General features: G+C 66.9%; 14 protein-coding genes and 1 other RNA gene. 8 read left to right on the forward strand and 7 right to left on the reverse strand.

Annotated elements, in window-relative coordinates; translation table 11 throughout:
* Positions 1-58 precede the first annotated feature (58 nt).
* From ACCQ05_RS04115 to ACCQ05_RS04130, 4 genes are all read right to left on the reverse strand, one after another.
* Positions 59-796, reverse strand: a complete 738-nt coding sequence (locus tag ACCQ05_RS04115; RefSeq protein ID WP_104543401.1) for an endonuclease/exonuclease/phosphatase family protein — start codon at positions 794-796, stop codon at positions 59-61.
* 49 nt (positions 797-845) lie between these two features.
* On the reverse strand, positions 846-1,655 hold the full coding sequence (locus ACCQ05_RS04120) for a thiol:disulfide interchange protein DsbA/DsbL (RefSeq protein WP_372393003.1): 810 nt from the start codon (positions 1,653-1,655) through the stop codon (positions 846-848).
* 91 nt (positions 1,656-1,746) lie between these two features.
* Entirely contained in the window at positions 1,747-2,397 is a 651-nt protein-coding gene (locus ACCQ05_RS04125; RefSeq protein ID WP_372393004.1) for a thiol:disulfide interchange protein DsbA/DsbL, read from the reverse strand.
* A 111-nt stretch (positions 2,398-2,508) separates the two neighbouring features.
* Complete coding sequence (locus ACCQ05_RS04130) at positions 2,509-3,306, reverse strand: c-type cytochrome (protein WP_167394702.1); 798 nt, start codon at positions 3,304-3,306, stop codon at positions 2,509-2,511.
* 144 nt (positions 3,307-3,450) lie between these two features.
* Here ACCQ05_RS04130 and yihA point away from each other — a divergent pair, with 144 nt between their 5' ends.
* The 3 genes from yihA to ACCQ05_RS04145 all read left to right on the forward strand — a co-directional run bounded on the left by yihA (position 3,451) and on the right by ACCQ05_RS04145 (position 6,037).
* The gene (yihA, locus tag ACCQ05_RS04135) at positions 3,451-4,074 is read left to right on the forward strand and encodes a ribosome biogenesis GTP-binding protein YihA/YsxC (protein ID WP_228961230.1); all 624 of its coding nucleotides are present in this window, start codon (positions 3,451-3,453) and stop codon (positions 4,072-4,074) included.
* 352 nt (positions 4,075-4,426) lie between these two features.
* Positions 4,427-5,791: a glutamate--cysteine ligase gene (locus tag ACCQ05_RS04140; RefSeq protein ID WP_104543339.1), complete on the forward strand. Its 1,365-nt coding sequence runs from the start codon at positions 4,427-4,429 to the stop codon at positions 5,789-5,791.
* 170 nt (positions 5,792-5,961) lie between these two features.
* Positions 5,962-6,037, forward strand: a non-coding RNA gene (locus tag ACCQ05_RS04145) — sX9 sRNA.
* A 121-nt stretch (positions 6,038-6,158) separates the two neighbouring features.
* Here the strand turns inward: ACCQ05_RS04145 and ACCQ05_RS04150 are convergent.
* Both ACCQ05_RS04150 and ACCQ05_RS04155 read right to left on the reverse strand, forming a co-directional pair.
* Positions 6,159-7,643 (reverse strand): ATP-binding protein, encoded by a 1,485-nt coding sequence (locus tag ACCQ05_RS04150; RefSeq protein WP_372393005.1) that lies wholly within the window; start codon positions 7,641-7,643, stop codon positions 6,159-6,161.
* Entirely contained in the window at positions 7,640-8,359 is a 720-nt protein-coding gene (locus ACCQ05_RS04155) for a response regulator (protein ID WP_372393921.1), read from the reverse strand. The genes ACCQ05_RS04150 and ACCQ05_RS04155 overlap by 4 nt, the downstream gene beginning before the upstream one ends.
* Positions 8,360-8,502: 143 nt before the next feature.
* On the opposite strand from ACCQ05_RS04155, the gene ACCQ05_RS04160 reads away from it, so the two are divergent.
* Positions 8,503-9,603 (forward strand): glycosyltransferase, encoded by a 1,101-nt coding sequence (locus ACCQ05_RS04160; protein ID WP_372393006.1) that lies wholly within the window; start codon positions 8,503-8,505, stop codon positions 9,601-9,603.
* Positions 9,604-9,874: 271 nt separating this feature from the next.
* Here the strand turns inward: ACCQ05_RS04160 and ACCQ05_RS04165 are convergent, their stop codons facing one another.
* A complete protein-coding gene (locus ACCQ05_RS04165; protein WP_324250789.1) occupies positions 9,875-10,180 on the reverse strand; it encodes an SLAC1 family transporter in 306 nt (101 codons plus the stop codon).
* A gap of 341 nt (positions 10,181-10,521) precedes the next feature.
* Here ACCQ05_RS04165 and ACCQ05_RS04170 point away from each other — a divergent pair, with 341 nt between their 5' ends.
* The 4 genes from ACCQ05_RS04170 (at position 10,522) to fghA (ending at position 13,502) form a co-directional block, all read left to right on the forward strand.
* Positions 10,522-10,797 (forward strand): metal/formaldehyde-sensitive transcriptional repressor, encoded by a 276-nt coding sequence (locus ACCQ05_RS04170; RefSeq protein WP_046963271.1) that lies wholly within the window; start codon positions 10,522-10,524, stop codon positions 10,795-10,797.
* Positions 10,798-10,858: 61 nt separating this feature from the next.
* Positions 10,859-11,968 (forward strand): S-(hydroxymethyl)glutathione dehydrogenase/class III alcohol dehydrogenase, encoded by a 1,110-nt coding sequence (locus tag ACCQ05_RS04175; protein WP_372393007.1) that lies wholly within the window; start codon positions 10,859-10,861, stop codon positions 11,966-11,968.
* Between the two features lie 68 nt (positions 11,969-12,036).
* Positions 12,037-12,612, forward strand: coding sequence for an S-(hydroxymethyl)glutathione synthase (gene gfa, locus ACCQ05_RS04180; protein WP_228961224.1), 576 nt, complete (start codon positions 12,037-12,039; stop codon positions 12,610-12,612).
* 59 nt (positions 12,613-12,671) lie between these two features.
* Entirely contained in the window at positions 12,672-13,502 is an 831-nt protein-coding gene (gene fghA / locus ACCQ05_RS04185) for an S-formylglutathione hydrolase (protein ID WP_372393008.1), read from the forward strand.
* The last annotated feature ends 256 nt before the right edge of the window (positions 13,503-13,758 follow it).

Here is a 13,758-nt window from a genome sequence, read left to right on the forward strand (position 1 = left end):
TCGAGGGGGTGTCATCGGTCGAGTTCGCCGGTGCGACCCGGTCGGCAGTTTGCGTGCGTCAGCGCAGCAACTGCAGTGGAACGCGCACATCCATGCCGACCGCCAGGTGGTCGGAAAAGGCGGCAGGAATGGCCTCGGTATGTTCGATCACCAGACTGTCGCTGACCAGGATGTGGTCGATGGCGCGATCCGGTCGCCAGCTGGGAAAGGTGTGCACCACGCAACCGGGAGGCTGCAATCGGGTGTGGCGATACAGGGCCTGCATTTCCGGGCGGTCGGCCACGCAGTTGAAGTCGCCCATCAACATCACGTTGGGATGCTCGGACAACAGTTCGGCGATGAAGGCCAGCTGCGCCATGCGCGAGTTGGCGCCGAGCGACAGATGCGCCACCGCTACCGCCAGCCCGTCGCGGCCCTGCCCGAACTTGGCCAGCAGGATGCCGCGCCCGCCGATGCGGCCGGGCAGGGCATGGTCCTGCACTTCCAGCGGTTCCAGCTTGCTGAGCAAGCCGTTCGCGCTGGAGGCCACCCCGCCCATGCGGCGGTTGGGCTGGTGGCTCCAGTAATGGAAGCCGGCGCGCTCGGCCAGATAGTGGGTCTGGTTGGTGAAGCCCGAGCGCAGGCTCCCCGGGTCGGCTTCCTGCAGGCCGACGATGTCGCGGTCGCCGGCCAGCTTGGCGATGCTGTCCAGGCTGCTGCGCTTGCGGCCCAGCGGCAGGGCATGCGACCAGCTGCGGGTCACGTAATCGCTGTAACGGCGGGTGCTGGAGCCGGCCTGGATATTGGCGGTCAGCACCCGCAGGGTGCGCGAATCCGGTGCGTTCACGGGATGGCGAACGCCCGGCTCACTTGGCCAGCGTGGCGCGTTCGCGCGCGATCAGGTGATCGGCGATGCGCAGCATGTCCGGGAAGCTCTGGCCCTTGACCAGATACTTGCCGTTGACGATCAGCGACGGCGTGCCGGTGATCTTGCTGCGGGTGGCGAACTGCTTGGCGCGATTGGTCTTGGCCGACACACCGAAGCTGGCCATGGTGTCGATGAATGTCTTGGCGTCCACGCCGTACTTGGCGTAGAACGCGGCGATGTCCTGCACCGAATCCTTGCCGCGCTCGCCTTTGAGGGTCTGTTCGACGTGGATGGCCTTGTACAGCGCCTCGTGGGTCTTTTCCTGCACGCCCAGGGTTTCGGCGGCATAGAAGGCGCGGCCATAGTCATCCCACGGGCCGCCGAACATGGCCGGTACGTAGACGAAATGCACGTCCGACGGCAGGCCGGCCTTCCACGGCCCGATCAGCGGCTGGAACGCATTGCAGGCAGGGCAGACATAGCCAAACACTTCGGCCACTTCGATCTTGCCGGCGGCCTGCTGGTAAGGCTGGCCATTTTCGATATCCACATAGTCGGTGCCGGCGACCGGCTCCGGGCCATTGGGTGCGCGCGGGGCGGCGGCGGCCGCGGCCGGGGTGGTGGCGCTGTCGCCAGCCGCGGGCGTGGCCGCCGGCTCGGCCGCCGGCGTCGCAGCGGCTGGAGCGGGCGCCGGCTCGGCCGCAGGCGTGGTGGCGGCAGGTGCGGTGTCGGACGAGCCGTCCTGGGCCTTGCAGGCGACCAGGATCGGGAGCAGCGCCATCAGCGTCAGGGCGAAGCGGGTCTTCATCGGATGGAATCTCCAGCGTGGGGCGAGGAAAGGGCCGGGCGGCCGCGGGGCGCATGATGCCACGGGCGGCCGTCGGTGACGGTTACGTGGTTCAGCGCTTGGCCGGCGCGGCGTGTTCGCGGGCGATCAGATAGTCGGCAATCTTCAGCATGTCCGGGTAATTGCGCGCGCCGATCAGGTAGCGGCCGTTGACGATCAGCGCCGGGGTGCCGGACAGCTTGCTGCGCAGCGCGAACTCGCGGGCGGCCTTGAGCCTGGCATCCACCGCCTCGCTCTTGAAAGTGTCCACGAAGCGCTGCTGCGGCACGCCGTAGTCGGCATAGAACACCGCCAGTTCGTCCGGGGAGACGTTCTGGGTCGGCACGCTCTGTTTTTCGTGGATGGCGTCGAACATGGCGCGATGGCTGCGCTTGGCCACGCCAAGGATGTCGGCGGTGAAGTAGGCGCGCGCGAACGCATCCCAGAAGCCGCCGAACGCCGCCGGCACCGGAGTGAAGCGCACGTAGGACGGCTGCCTGGCCGCCCAGGCTTCCAGCACCGGTTCGAAATGCGCGCAGTGCGGGCAGGTGTAGCCGAAGACTTCCACCACTTCGACCTTGCCGGCCAGTGGCGCATACGGCTGGCCGCCGTCGATCAGGGTGTAGTCCTCGCCTTCGACCGGCGCCGCCTTCTTGTCGGCGGCACAGGCCGCCAGCGGCACCAGGATCAACAACAGCAGGGACAAACGGGAAAACAGGTTCATGCAGGCTCCGTGGGGATGCGAGGGAAGGCGGGAAACGACGACGCCGGTCGCGGGACCGGCGTCGTGACACGGTAAGGCAGTGGCGCAGCCTAGCTCACGAGCATGCCGGCCTCATGAGCGCGCCGGCGCCGCGGCAGGCAGCTGTGCGGCCGCCGCATCGTCGGCGCGGTCGTGCAGGCCTTGCAGGTAGCTGGACAGCGCCTGGATCTCCTGCTCGGTGAGCGGGCGCGCCACCTGCGCCATGATATTGAACAGCGCCGGATCGCGCTGCTGGGTGGTGCCAGCCTGGTATTCCTTCAGGCGCCGCGCCACGTAGTCGGCATGCTGGCCGCCCAGGCGCGGGTAGGCCGGGCCCGGATTGCCGCCGCCGGACGGACCATGGCAGGCCATGCAGGCCGGCACGCCACGCGCAATGTCGCCGCTCCGGTAGAGCTTTTCGCCGACCTCGTAGAACTTCATGCCCTGGTACGGGCCCTCGGCGATCATCGCGTCGTCGGCCACGCCGGCGGCGGACTTCTGGGTGGCGAAGTAGGCGCCCAGGTCGCGCATGTCCTGCGCGGTGAGGTCCTTGACGAAGGGCACCATCACCGCCGACATCCCGGTATTGCGCTCGCCGCTGGCGATCAGCGCCACCTGATGCGCCACGTAGCGCTCGGTCTGCCCGGCGATGCGCGGATACATGGCCACCGCCGGATTGCCGTCCGGCCCATGGCAGGCCGCACACGCGGCGGCCTTGGTCTGGCCAGCCTTGGCGTCGCCCCAGGTGGTCTTGGCCAGGTCCACCTCCAGCGGCGCAACGCGCACGGGTGGCGGATCGGGGATCGGCGTGACCGCCGATTGCGCGAACGCCACGGCCGCAATGACCGGCACGGCGAGGGCGGCGAGGACTAGCACACGAGCATGGCGCATCAGCTAAAGCTCCGTATGGACCCGGCCCGCGCGCATTGGGTACTGGCAGTGGCAGGCGTGCCCGGATTATCGACACGCCTTTGCGCCAGGGTCAACGAACAGTGCAGCAAAACCGGCGGACGCCGAACGTGCGATCCTAGGGGGATGTCGCTCCTTATCGAACAAGCCCGCTACCACCTGTCCGCCCACAACGCCCGGCAACTGCCTGACGATGGCGGCCACGAGGTGGCCTTCGCCGGCCGCTCCAATGCCGGAAAATCCAGCGCGCTCAATGCGCTGACCCGCCAGAACTCGCTGGCGCGCGTGTCCAAGACCCCCGGCCGCACCCAGCAGCTGGTGTTCTTCCAGATCCAGCCCGAGCGCTATCTGGTGGATCTGCCCGGTTACGGCTATGCCAAGGTGCCGCAGGACCTGCAGGCGCACTGGCAGGCCTTCATCGACCGCTATTTCCGCACCCGCGAGGCGCTGCGCGGGCTGGTGGTGGTGATGGACATCCGCCACCCGCTCAAGGACTACGACCTGCAGATGCTCGGTTACGCCGCCGAACGCGGCCTGCCTGCGCACGGCCTGCTGACCAAGGCCGACAAGCTCGGCCGTGGCCAGCAGATGCAGACCCTGCAGAAGGTCAAGAAGGAAGTGGCCTCGCGCTTTGGCGACAGCGTGACCGTGCAGACCTATTCGGGCGAATCGCGCCAGGGCGTGGACGAACTGCGCGGCATCGTCGGCGGCTGGCTGGGCCTGGACGTGGAAACGCCCGCCACCGAATGATGCCGGCGGCGGTCCTGGCCGCGGCGCTTTGGTGCAATGCACGACGGCGAACGGGTGTTCGCCGGTTGTTCTCACCGTTTGTATCCACCTCATCCGGGCATGGACGCATGGCCTGAGCCCCGTTTGCTGGCGGTGACCGCTGTGCGCCGGTGCGGTCGGCGGCGCGTTCCCACTGCGGCCGTTGCGATGGGTCCGCGCGGGCCATGGGCGGAGCGCACCATGCGCATGGATGGAAATCTCAGACCCGGCCGGTAGCGGCAATTGTTCCAGGCCCTGCGGGTATAGTGCGGGCCTTGCGGTGGCTGGGGAGTATCCCCACATCGTCCCACCCCTTTCGTTTGCGAGCCTGCCCTTGTCGAGTCCCAGCCACGTTGCCGAAACGCCGATCACCGAACGCGCGGAACTGGTCCAGGTGCTGGCCTCCGGCGAGAAGCCCCGCACGGACTGGCGCATCGGTACCGAGCACGAAAAGTTCGGCTTCCAGCTGGACGACCTGCGTGCGCCAGCGTTCGATGGCCCGCGTGGCATCGAGGCCTTGCTGACCGGGCTGACCCGCTTCGGCTGGGAGCCGGTGCAGGAAAACGGCCGCACCATCGCGTTGCTGCGCGACGGGGCCTCGGTGACCCTGGAGCCGGCCGGCCAGCTGGAACTCTCCGGCGCGGCGGTGGAAACGCTGCACCACACCTGCGTGGAAACCGGCACCCATCTGGACGAAGTGGCGCAGGTCGCCGGCGAGTTGCAGCTCGGCTTCCTGGGCATGGGCTTCCAGCCGAAGTGGCGCCGCGACCAGATGCCGTGGATGCCCAAGGGCCGCTACCAGATCATGAAGAACTACATGCCCAAGGTCGGCTCGCTCGGCCTGGACATGATGACGCGCACCTGCACGGTGCAGGTCAACCTGGACTACGCCACCGAAGCGGACATGGCCAAGAAGTTCCGCGTCTCGCTGGCGCTGCAGCCGATCGCCACCGCGCTGTTCGCCGACTCGCCGTTCACCGAGGGCAAGCCCAACGGTTACCTGAGCTACCGCTCGCATATCTGGACCGACACCGACGCCGACCGCACCGGCATGCTGGATTTCGTGTTCGAAGACGGCTTCGGCTACGAGCGTTACGTCGACTATCTGCTGGATGTGCCGATGTATTTTTCGTACCGCAATGGCGTCTATCACGATGCCAGCGGGCAGAGCTTCCGCGACTTCATGCAAGGCAAGCTGCCGGCCCTACCGGGCGCGTTGCCGACGCTGCGCGACTGGTCCGACCACATGACCACCGCCTTCCCGGAAGTGCGCCTGAAGAAATATCTGGAAATGCGCGGCGCAGACGCCGGCCCATGGAATCGCCTGTGCGCGCTGTCGGCGTTCTGGGTGGGCCTGCTCTACGACGACACCGCGCTGGATGCGGCCTGGGACCTGGTCAAGGAGTTCAGCACCGCCGAACGCCACGCGCTGCGCGACGGCGTGCCCCGGCATGCCCTGGGGCTGCCGTTCCGTAATGGCACCGTGCGCGACCTGGCGGTGGAGGCGGTCAACATCGCCCGCGAGGGGCTGCGCCGACGCGCGCGCCTGAACCGCGATGGCCAGGACGAGACCGGCTTTCTGGATGTGATCGCCGAGATCGCCGAGAGCGGCGTCACTGCCGCCGAGCGCAAGCTGGCGCTGTATCACGGCGCATGGAAGGGCGATATCGATCGCGTGTTCCGCGAGTTCGCGTACTGAGCATCCAGGCAGGCAGTGCCGGACGTGCTGGCATTGCCGCGCCTCTGGCCGGGTCTTGACGTGGAACACGCCGGGGGCGGCGCAGCGCGCTTGCAACTGTTTCCACTGAAGACAGCGAACAGAACGGCTGCACAGCCGCCAGGCGGGCGCGGGCGTTGTCCGGAATCGGCATGGGCTCTTCGTCAGTCCCGGTTTCGAGCGCGCCGTCCCCCGCATCTGACGACTGCTCGCCACGTGGTGTCAGCTGTCTGAGTCGTCATCGCAAGGGCTGCCGACTCGCGGGCAGGGCTGAAGCCGGGTGCTGATCCTCACGGTCCACCCGAGGTGATCGGTCTGAGCCCCCAGTGAGCGACCGGCTTTGGCGAGGTCAGCGCCGCTCCGGCATGCACGGCAGGCGCACGGTCACGCGCAGGCCGCCGCGGGCGCGATTGTCCAGGCGCAGGTCGCCGCCATGGGCCAGCACGATGCTGTGCGCCACCGACAGTCCCAGGCCGATGCCGCCGGTGCCGCGGTTGCGCGAGGATTCCCCGCGCACGAACGGCAGCAGCAGTTGTTCGCGCTGGGTGGGATCGATGCCAGGGCCGTCATCGTCGATCCAGAGCACCCCATCCTCGCCGTCGCGCTGCAACTGCAGGCGTGCGCTCCTGCCGTATTTCAAGGCGTTTTCGAGCAGATTCATCACCGCCCGGCGCAACGCCAGCGGATCGCCTTCCAGGGTGATCGCCGGGCCGGGCAGCAGTGCGGCGTCGGCGCCGATATCGGCGGCGTTGTCGACCACGCTTTCCACCAGCAGGCGCAGATCCAGCGGTGCGCGTTCGCCGCGATGGCGATCGTTCTGGATGAAATCCAGCGCCGCGGAAATCATCGCCTTCATCTCGTCGATATCGGCCAGCGCCTTGTCGCGCAGCGGCGGTTGCAGGTCGTCCAGGCGAAACGACAACCGTGCCAGCGGCGTGCGCAGGTCGTGCGCGATCGCCGCGACCATGTGGGTGCGCTCGTTGATCAGGCGATTCAGGCGGCCCTGCATCGCGTTGAACGAATCGGCCGCACGCACGATCTCCGGCGGACCGCTGCGCTGCAGGGCGGCAGCGTGGGGATTGCGGCCCAGCCGGTCGGCGGCTTCGGCAAAGCGCTTGATCGGCGCCGACAACGCGCGCGAGAACCACCAGGCCAGCGGCACATTGGCGAGCAGGCCGGCAAGGAACAGCAGCACGATATGGGTCTTGAACTCGGCCGACAGCTGCCGGCGCGGCGATTCCACCGTGCGCCAGCGGCCATCGGGCTGCTGCAGGGCGGCGGTGAAGCCATCGAGCAGCGGTACGCCGGGGGTCAGTCGTTCGCTTTCCCAGTCCTCGGGCGCCTGGTCCGGGTGCGGCGCGTTGCCGACGGGGGCTGCGTCGGCCGCGCGGTCGGGGGGCCATCGGGGCGCCATCGACGGCGCGCTCTCGCGGCTTTCGGCCTCGGTGCCGCGGTGCGGCGCCGGCATACGCGGAAGCTGGCCACCGTCGGCGAACGGGCCGTCGCGATCCTCTGCGCTGCGGTAGAACCGCACGTGACGTTTGTCGACATCCAGCCAATGGGCAAGCAGCATTTCCGCGAACGGGTCGCGGACCTGGTCCGCAGGCGGTGTCGGCGCCTGCGCGCCATCGCGGACCTTCAGGGTCTGGGTGCCGGCCGGCATGCGCGTGGACAGCAGCGCCACCACCTCCGGCGGATGCACCGGAGGCTCGTACACCGGGGTCCGCATCACCAGCAGGGCGATACCGATGATCTGGGCGGTAAGCAGGGCCACCGCCAGCAGCACGAAGGTACGGGCAAAGATCGACAGCCCGCGCCGTGCCGGCTTGCTCACAGGCGCGAGACGCTCGGCAGCAGCATATAGCCCTCGTTACGTACGGTGCGGATCAACTCGGTATGGACGCGCTCATTGATCTTGCGGCGCAGACGGCTGATCTGGCTGTCGATGGCGCGGTCGTAGACGTCGGTGTCGCGGCCACGGGCATAGTCCAGCAGCTGGTCGCGGCTGAGTACCCGCTGCGGGTGCTCGACGAAGGTGCGCAGCAGGGCGAATTCGCCGTCGGACAGATTGATGAAGATGCCGGTGGGGTCGCGCAGGTCGCGCCGCACCACGTCCAGCCGCCAGCCGGCGAATTCGTAGACGTTGCCGCATTGATCGGACTGTTCGCTGCTGGCCTGGCTGCGGCGCAGCAGCGCACGCACGCGGGCCAGCAATTCGCGCGGATTGCAGGGTTTGGCGAGGTAGTCGTCGGCGCCCACTTCCAGGCCGATGATGCGGTCGGTATCGTTGCCCAGCGCGCTGAGCATGATGACCGCCGGTGAACCGCGCTCGCTGGCCAGGGCGCGGGCCGCGCTCAGCCCATCTTCTCCAGGCATCATCACGTCGAGTACGATGAGATCCGGGCGCTGCCGCACCATGCTGGTGCGCATGTCCGCCACGTTCTCGGCCACGTCCACCTGGTAGCCATGGGCGCTCAGAAACTCGCCGATCAGCTTGCGCAGGTCGGGGTCGTCGTCGACCACGAGAACACGGGGTTGTTGCGGGTCCATGGAAGTCGTCATCGGTGGCAGGGACGCTGGCCCGCGCAGGGTGGAGGCTGAGGCTGCCGGATACATGATGCTCGCAGGAACATGGCTGGAACAGCCATCATAATGATCGAATTTGTCAACCATTGGCACACGTGCAAAGCGACATGACGGGACGAGACATCACGCAGGACATCATCGCTTCGGCACTGTGCCATCCCGGTGATGAGCGTGCGCATGACAAGGCATTTCCGATGATGCGGGTGATCAGCCGCGACAATGGCGTGGGCCTGACCCGCGACATGGTGCTGATGGCACAGACTCTGCGCGCCGGCGGCGTGCCGGTGCAGGAGGTCGGGTTCACCAGCCAGCGGCTGCAGGACACCGGACGCGAGGCGCGGTTGTGGGCCAGCCGCGCCCTGTTCGGTCGGGTGCCGCTGCAGATCTTTTCCGAGCGCGTCTATGCGCGCTGCCTGCCGTTGGGGCAGCGCAACCTGCTGGTGCCCAACCCGGAATGGCTGCTGCCCAAGTGGTTGCCGTTGTTGCCGAAGTTCGATGCGGTGCTGTGCAAGACCCACCACGCCGAGCGGATCTTCCAGACCCTGGGCTGCGCCACGCGCTACATCGGCTTCACCAGCCCGGACCGCTTCGATGCGCAAGTGCCGCGCCAGCGCGCGTTTTTCCATCTGGCCGGGCGCAGTACCGCCAAGGGCACCCGGGTATTGCTGGAGACCTGGAAGCAGCATCCGGAGTGGCCGTTGCTGACCGTGGTGCAGAACCCGCGCACCGCCGGCAAACCGGTGGTCGCGCCCAATATCGATCACCGGGTCCGTTACCTGGACGACGCCGAACTGCGCCGGTTGCAGAACGCCCATCTGTTCCATATCTGCCCCTCGGAAGCGGAAGGCTTCGGGCATTACCTGATGGAAGCGTTGAGCGTGGGGGCAGTCACCCTGGCCACCGATGGCGAGCCGATGAACGAGCTGGTCAGGCCCGGGCATGGCGTGCTGATCCCGGTCGCCGAGGTGCGCCAGCGGCGCCTGGCGTCGTATTACTACGTCGATGGGGCCGGCATTGCGCACGCCGTGGAAGCTGCGCTGGCCCTGTCCCAGACAGCGCTCGATCAGCTGTCGGCCAATGCCCGCGCGTTCTACCAGGCCAATGACGGCGCCTTTCCGGCGCGATTCCGCGCTGCGGTTCTGGCCTCGCTACCCGAGCACGCCGCCGAGGCGGCGGCCGGTGCGGCACCGGTGGTCGTCGAACGTTGATGGACCGCGGCAGTCGGCTGGGTGAGCGTCTGCCATCGCAGTTGTACGCGTCGGGCAGCGGCTGGCGAATCGCCTGCCACTGGCAACGACATGGCGCACGGCGCAGCGGTATCTCGCTGCGCATCGGCTGGACAAGGCGAGGTGAACCGGTCGCCGCGAGACGCGCCCGGCGCTGTCCTGTTCGCCGCAACCGCCCATAGCGCCGCCATCGCCACGGCCAGCACCGTGCCGAGGGAGTCGGGGAACGCCAGCTAGCGGGCGGTGCCGGGTATCAGGCCGGCTGCCGCGTGCACGCCCGAAAGCCCGACCAGCCGAGATTGAACGGCACCTCGGCGCGGAAACAACGGGTCGTGATCACTACCGCCAGCCACCACCACCACGCGCTCGCGCCCCAGAACGGCAGCGCGCCGATCCCGCCGAGACCACCGGCGGTGGCTCCGATGTCGGCCTGGCCCTGCGCAGCGAAGATGGCGGGGGCATGCCGGCCGATCGACGGCATGCCCAAGGCAGCAGTGCCCAGCGTCCAGGGCGACAGCCAGATCGAAGCCTCAATGTTGGCCGGAGGACGCCCCTGCAGTGCGGGCTGCCGCGGCTGGACCGGCGTTTGCTCCTGCTGTGGTAGCGCGCCAACTTGTTTGCCTTACCTGCAGCGCTTGCGCGATGTCTGCAGGCCGTTCAAGCGGGGCGCGAGGTGTTCCTCAGTGGCTAGAGTTCGCTGCATGACGCGCTGCGCAGGCGCGTGCGGCAATGCAGTAGCGGGGTGCCTCGACAGGGAGGGTCAATGCAAGGTGGCGCTGCAGGGAACGCCATCGCCGTTCATCGCTCGATCTCTGCAGACGGAAACATTGCACGCATCCACATCGCTTTTTCTCCGGATTTCTCTATACTGCCCCCCAGTATCCTGGATCGAGGGCCGGCATGCCGCATTCGCCGCTGGAAAAGAAACGCGCACTGGCGCGGGTACGGCGCTTGCGTGGACAGTGCGACGCGCTTGAGCGCGCGCTGCAGTCGGGCGCAGACTGCGCTCCGGTGCTACAGCAGATCGCCGCGATCCGGGGGGCCGTCAATGGGCTGATGTCGCAGGTGCTCGAAGCGCATATCCGTGAAGACTTCGGGCATGCCGCCGCGTCCGATGCGCAACGTGCCGAGCGGGTGCAGGACCTGCTCGGTCTGGTCCGGTCCTACCTCAAGTGAACTCCCACCGGGCCGGCATCGCCGCGCCCGTCCCGAACATCCCTGTCAGGAGCGTTAATCCATGAAATCCCGTGCAGCAGTCGCATTCGGGCCCGGCAAGCCGCTGGAAATCGTCGAGATCGACGTCGCACCGCCGAAGGCCGGCGAAGTGCTGGTCCGCATCACCCATACCGGCGTGTGCCACACCGATGCCTTCACCCTGTCCGGTGACGACCCGGAAGGCATCTTTCCCTCCGTGCTGGGCCACGAAGGCGGCGGCATCGTCGAGCAGGTGGGCGAAGGCGTCACCAGCGTCAAGGTCGGCGACCACGTCATTCCGCTCTACACGGCCGAATGCCGCAAGTGCAAGTTCTGCCTGTCCGGCAAGACCAACCTGTGTCAGGCGGTGCGCGCCACCCAGGGCAAGGGCCTGATGCCGGACGGCACCACCCGTTTCTCCTATAACGGCGAGCCGATCTACCACTACATGGGCTGCAGCACCTTCAGCGAATACACCGTGGTACCGGAGATCTCGCTGGCGGTGGTCAACCCGGACGCGCCGCTGGAAAAGGTGTGCCTGCTCGGTTGCGGTGTCACCACCGGCATCGGTGCGGTGCACAACACCGCCAAGGTCAAGCCGGGCGAAAGCGTGGCGGTATTCGGTTTGGGCGGCATCGGGCTGGCGGTGATCCAGGGCGCGGTGCAGGCCAAGGCCGGGCGCATCCTGGCCATCGATACCAATCCGGGCAAGTTCGAGCTGGCGCGCAGCATGGGCGCCACCGACTGCATCAACCCGAAGGATTACGACAAGCCGATCCAGGAGGTGATCGTCGAGCTGACCGATGGCGGGGTGGATTTCAGCTTCGAGTGCATCGGCAACGTCAACGTGATGCGTTCGGCGCTGGAGTGCTGCCACAAGGGGTGGGGCGAGAGCGTGATCATCGGCGTGGCCGGTGCCGGCCAGGAAATCAGCACCCGTCCGTTCCAGCTGGTGACCGGGCGCGTATGGCGCGGCTCCGCATTCGGTGGGGTCAAGGGCCGCACGCAATTGCCGGGCATGGTGGAGCAGTCGATGAAGGGCGAGATCGACCTGGATCCGTTCATCACCCACACCCTGCCGCTGGACGAGATCAACCACGCCTTCGACCTGATGCATGAAGGCAAGTCGATCCGCACCGTGATTCATTTCTGACCGAATGGCCAGGAGCGGCGCGCGGCCGCTTCCGCGCACGTGGTACCCGAGACTCCGGGAGGGGCGTAATGACGACTGTGTCGATTCATCCTTCGGTAGATGGTGGTGTTGCGCGAGGCGGTGCAGAGAACTTTCAGGGGGGAACCCTGGAGTGCCACTGCGCCACGGACAAGGTGACGGTGGAAGTGGGTGCGCAGACTGCGCACAACCATGCATGCGGCTGCAGTAAATGCTGGAAACCCGAGGGCGCGACCTTTTCGGTGATCGCGGTGGCGCCGCGGGACAAGGTCAAGGTGACCGCGCACGAAGAAAAGCTGAAGATCGTCGACGAAAGCGCGGCGATCCAGCGCCATGCCTGCACCGGTTGCGGTGTGCACCTGTTCGGCCGCATCGAGAACAAGGAGCATGCGTTCTACGGGCTGGATTTCGTGCACACCGAGTTGTCCAGGCAGCAGGGGTGGTCGGCGCCGGGCTTTGCGGCCTTCGTCTCGTCCATCATCGAAACCGGCACGCCGCCGGAGCAGATGGATGGGGTGCGCGCACGTTTGACCGAGTTGGGCTTGCCGCCCTACGACTGCCTGTCGCCGGCGTTGATGGATGCCTTGTCGGCCCACGTGGCACGCAGGAAGGGTTTGCTGCATTGATGGTCCAACCCTGCGGCCGGCGATCCGGCTGCAGGGTCTTCTCTTCGTAAGGAATCTTCATGGAACGTATCGAACATCGCGCCTGTTTCGGCGGCTGGCAGGATGTATATCGGCATCAGTCGCAGAGCCTGGCGTGCAGCATGCAGGTTGGTGTCTACCTGCCGCCGCAGGCGGCCGATGGCCCATTGCCGGTGCTGTACTGGCTCAGCGGTTTGACCTGCACCGAACAGAATTTCATCAGCAAGGCTGGCGCGCAGCGCTATGCCGCCGAGCACGGCGTGATCCTGGTGGCGCCGGACACCAGTCCGCGCGGCGACGATGTGGCCGATGCGGAAGGCTACGACATCGGCAAGGGCGCCGGCTTCTACGTCGATGCCACGCAGCAGCCGTGGGTGGCGCACTACCGCATGTACGACTATGTGGTGAATGAATTGCCGGCGCTGATCGAGGCCCATTTCGCCACCACCGGTGCGCGCGCCATCAGCGGCCACTCGATGGGCGGGCATGGCGCGCTGGCCATTGCATTGAAGAACCCGGGGCGCTATCGCAGCGTGTCGGCGTTTTCGCCGATCGTGGCGCCGAGCCAGGTGCCCTGGGGCGAAAAAGCGTTTGCGCAGTATCTGGGCGAGGATCGCGACAGTTGGAAGGCGTATGACGCCACCGCATTGATCGCACAGGCGCAGGAGCGCTTGCCACTGTTGATCGATCAGGGTGACGCAGATGAGTTTCTTGAGACTCAGCTGAAAACCGCGCTATTTGAAGAAGCGGCCAAGGCTGCGGGTTATCCGGTGACAGTGCGGCTGCAGCCTGGTTACGACCACAGCTATTACTTCATCTCGAGCTTTATCGGCGAGCATATTGCGCATCATGCTGCGGTGTTGCGTGGTTGATTGTTTCATTGCGTGCCTAGCTGCTGGTTGAGTGAGTGGTGAGCATGTGCGATGGAGCGGCGCACGATAGTGTGTGTGGCGTTGCTGCGTGGTGTGGTCTGCTGCCACGAATAAAGCGGCGACCTGGTTTTTCTTCTTCCCTCTGGGGAAGATGCCCGACAGGGGCGGACGAGCTGCTGGCGGAGCCTCGTGCAGTCTGAAAGTGACGATGGTTTCGCCTCGTATCCTCACCCAAGCCCCTCTCTCAGCGGAAGAG

Source organism: Xanthomonas sp. NCPPB 3582, assembly GCF_041475735.2.
In the GTDB taxonomy this organism is placed as follows: domain Bacteria; phylum Pseudomonadota; class Gammaproteobacteria; order Xanthomonadales; family Xanthomonadaceae; genus Xanthomonas; species Xanthomonas codiaei.

What these genes read in the sequence shown, in the direction of transcription:
- ACCQ05_RS04130 (WP_167394702.1), bottom strand. Translation starts at nt 3,306, where the DNA reads ATGCGCCATGCTCGTGTGCTAGTCCTCGCCGCCCTCGCCGTGCCGGTC.
- ACCQ05_RS04155 (WP_372393921.1), bottom strand. Translation starts at nt 8,359, where the DNA reads ATGGACCCGCAACAACCCCGTGTTCTCGTGGTCGACGACGACCCCGAC.
- ACCQ05_RS04125 (WP_372393004.1), bottom strand. Translation starts at nt 2,397, where the DNA reads ATGAACCTGTTTTCCCGTTTGTCCCTGCTGTTGTTGATCCTGGTGCCG.
- fghA (WP_372393008.1), top strand. Translation starts at nt 12,672, where the DNA reads ATGGAACGTATCGAACATCGCGCCTGTTTCGGCGGCTGGCAGGATGTA.
- ACCQ05_RS04120 (WP_372393003.1), bottom strand. Translation starts at nt 1,655, where the DNA reads ATGAAGACCCGCTTCGCCCTGACGCTGATGGCGCTGCTCCCGATCCTG.
- ACCQ05_RS04170 (WP_046963271.1), top strand. Translation starts at nt 10,522, where the DNA reads ATGCCGCATTCGCCGCTGGAAAAGAAACGCGCACTGGCGCGGGTACGG.
- ACCQ05_RS04175 (WP_372393007.1), top strand. Translation starts at nt 10,859, where the DNA reads ATGAAATCCCGTGCAGCAGTCGCATTCGGGCCCGGCAAGCCGCTGGAA.
- gfa (WP_228961224.1), top strand. Translation starts at nt 12,037, where the DNA reads ATGACGACTGTGTCGATTCATCCTTCGGTAGATGGTGGTGTTGCGCGA.
- ACCQ05_RS04160 (WP_372393006.1), top strand. Translation starts at nt 8,503, where the DNA reads ATGACGGGACGAGACATCACGCAGGACATCATCGCTTCGGCACTGTGC.
- yihA (WP_228961230.1), top strand. Translation starts at nt 3,451, where the DNA reads ATGTCGCTCCTTATCGAACAAGCCCGCTACCACCTGTCCGCCCACAAC.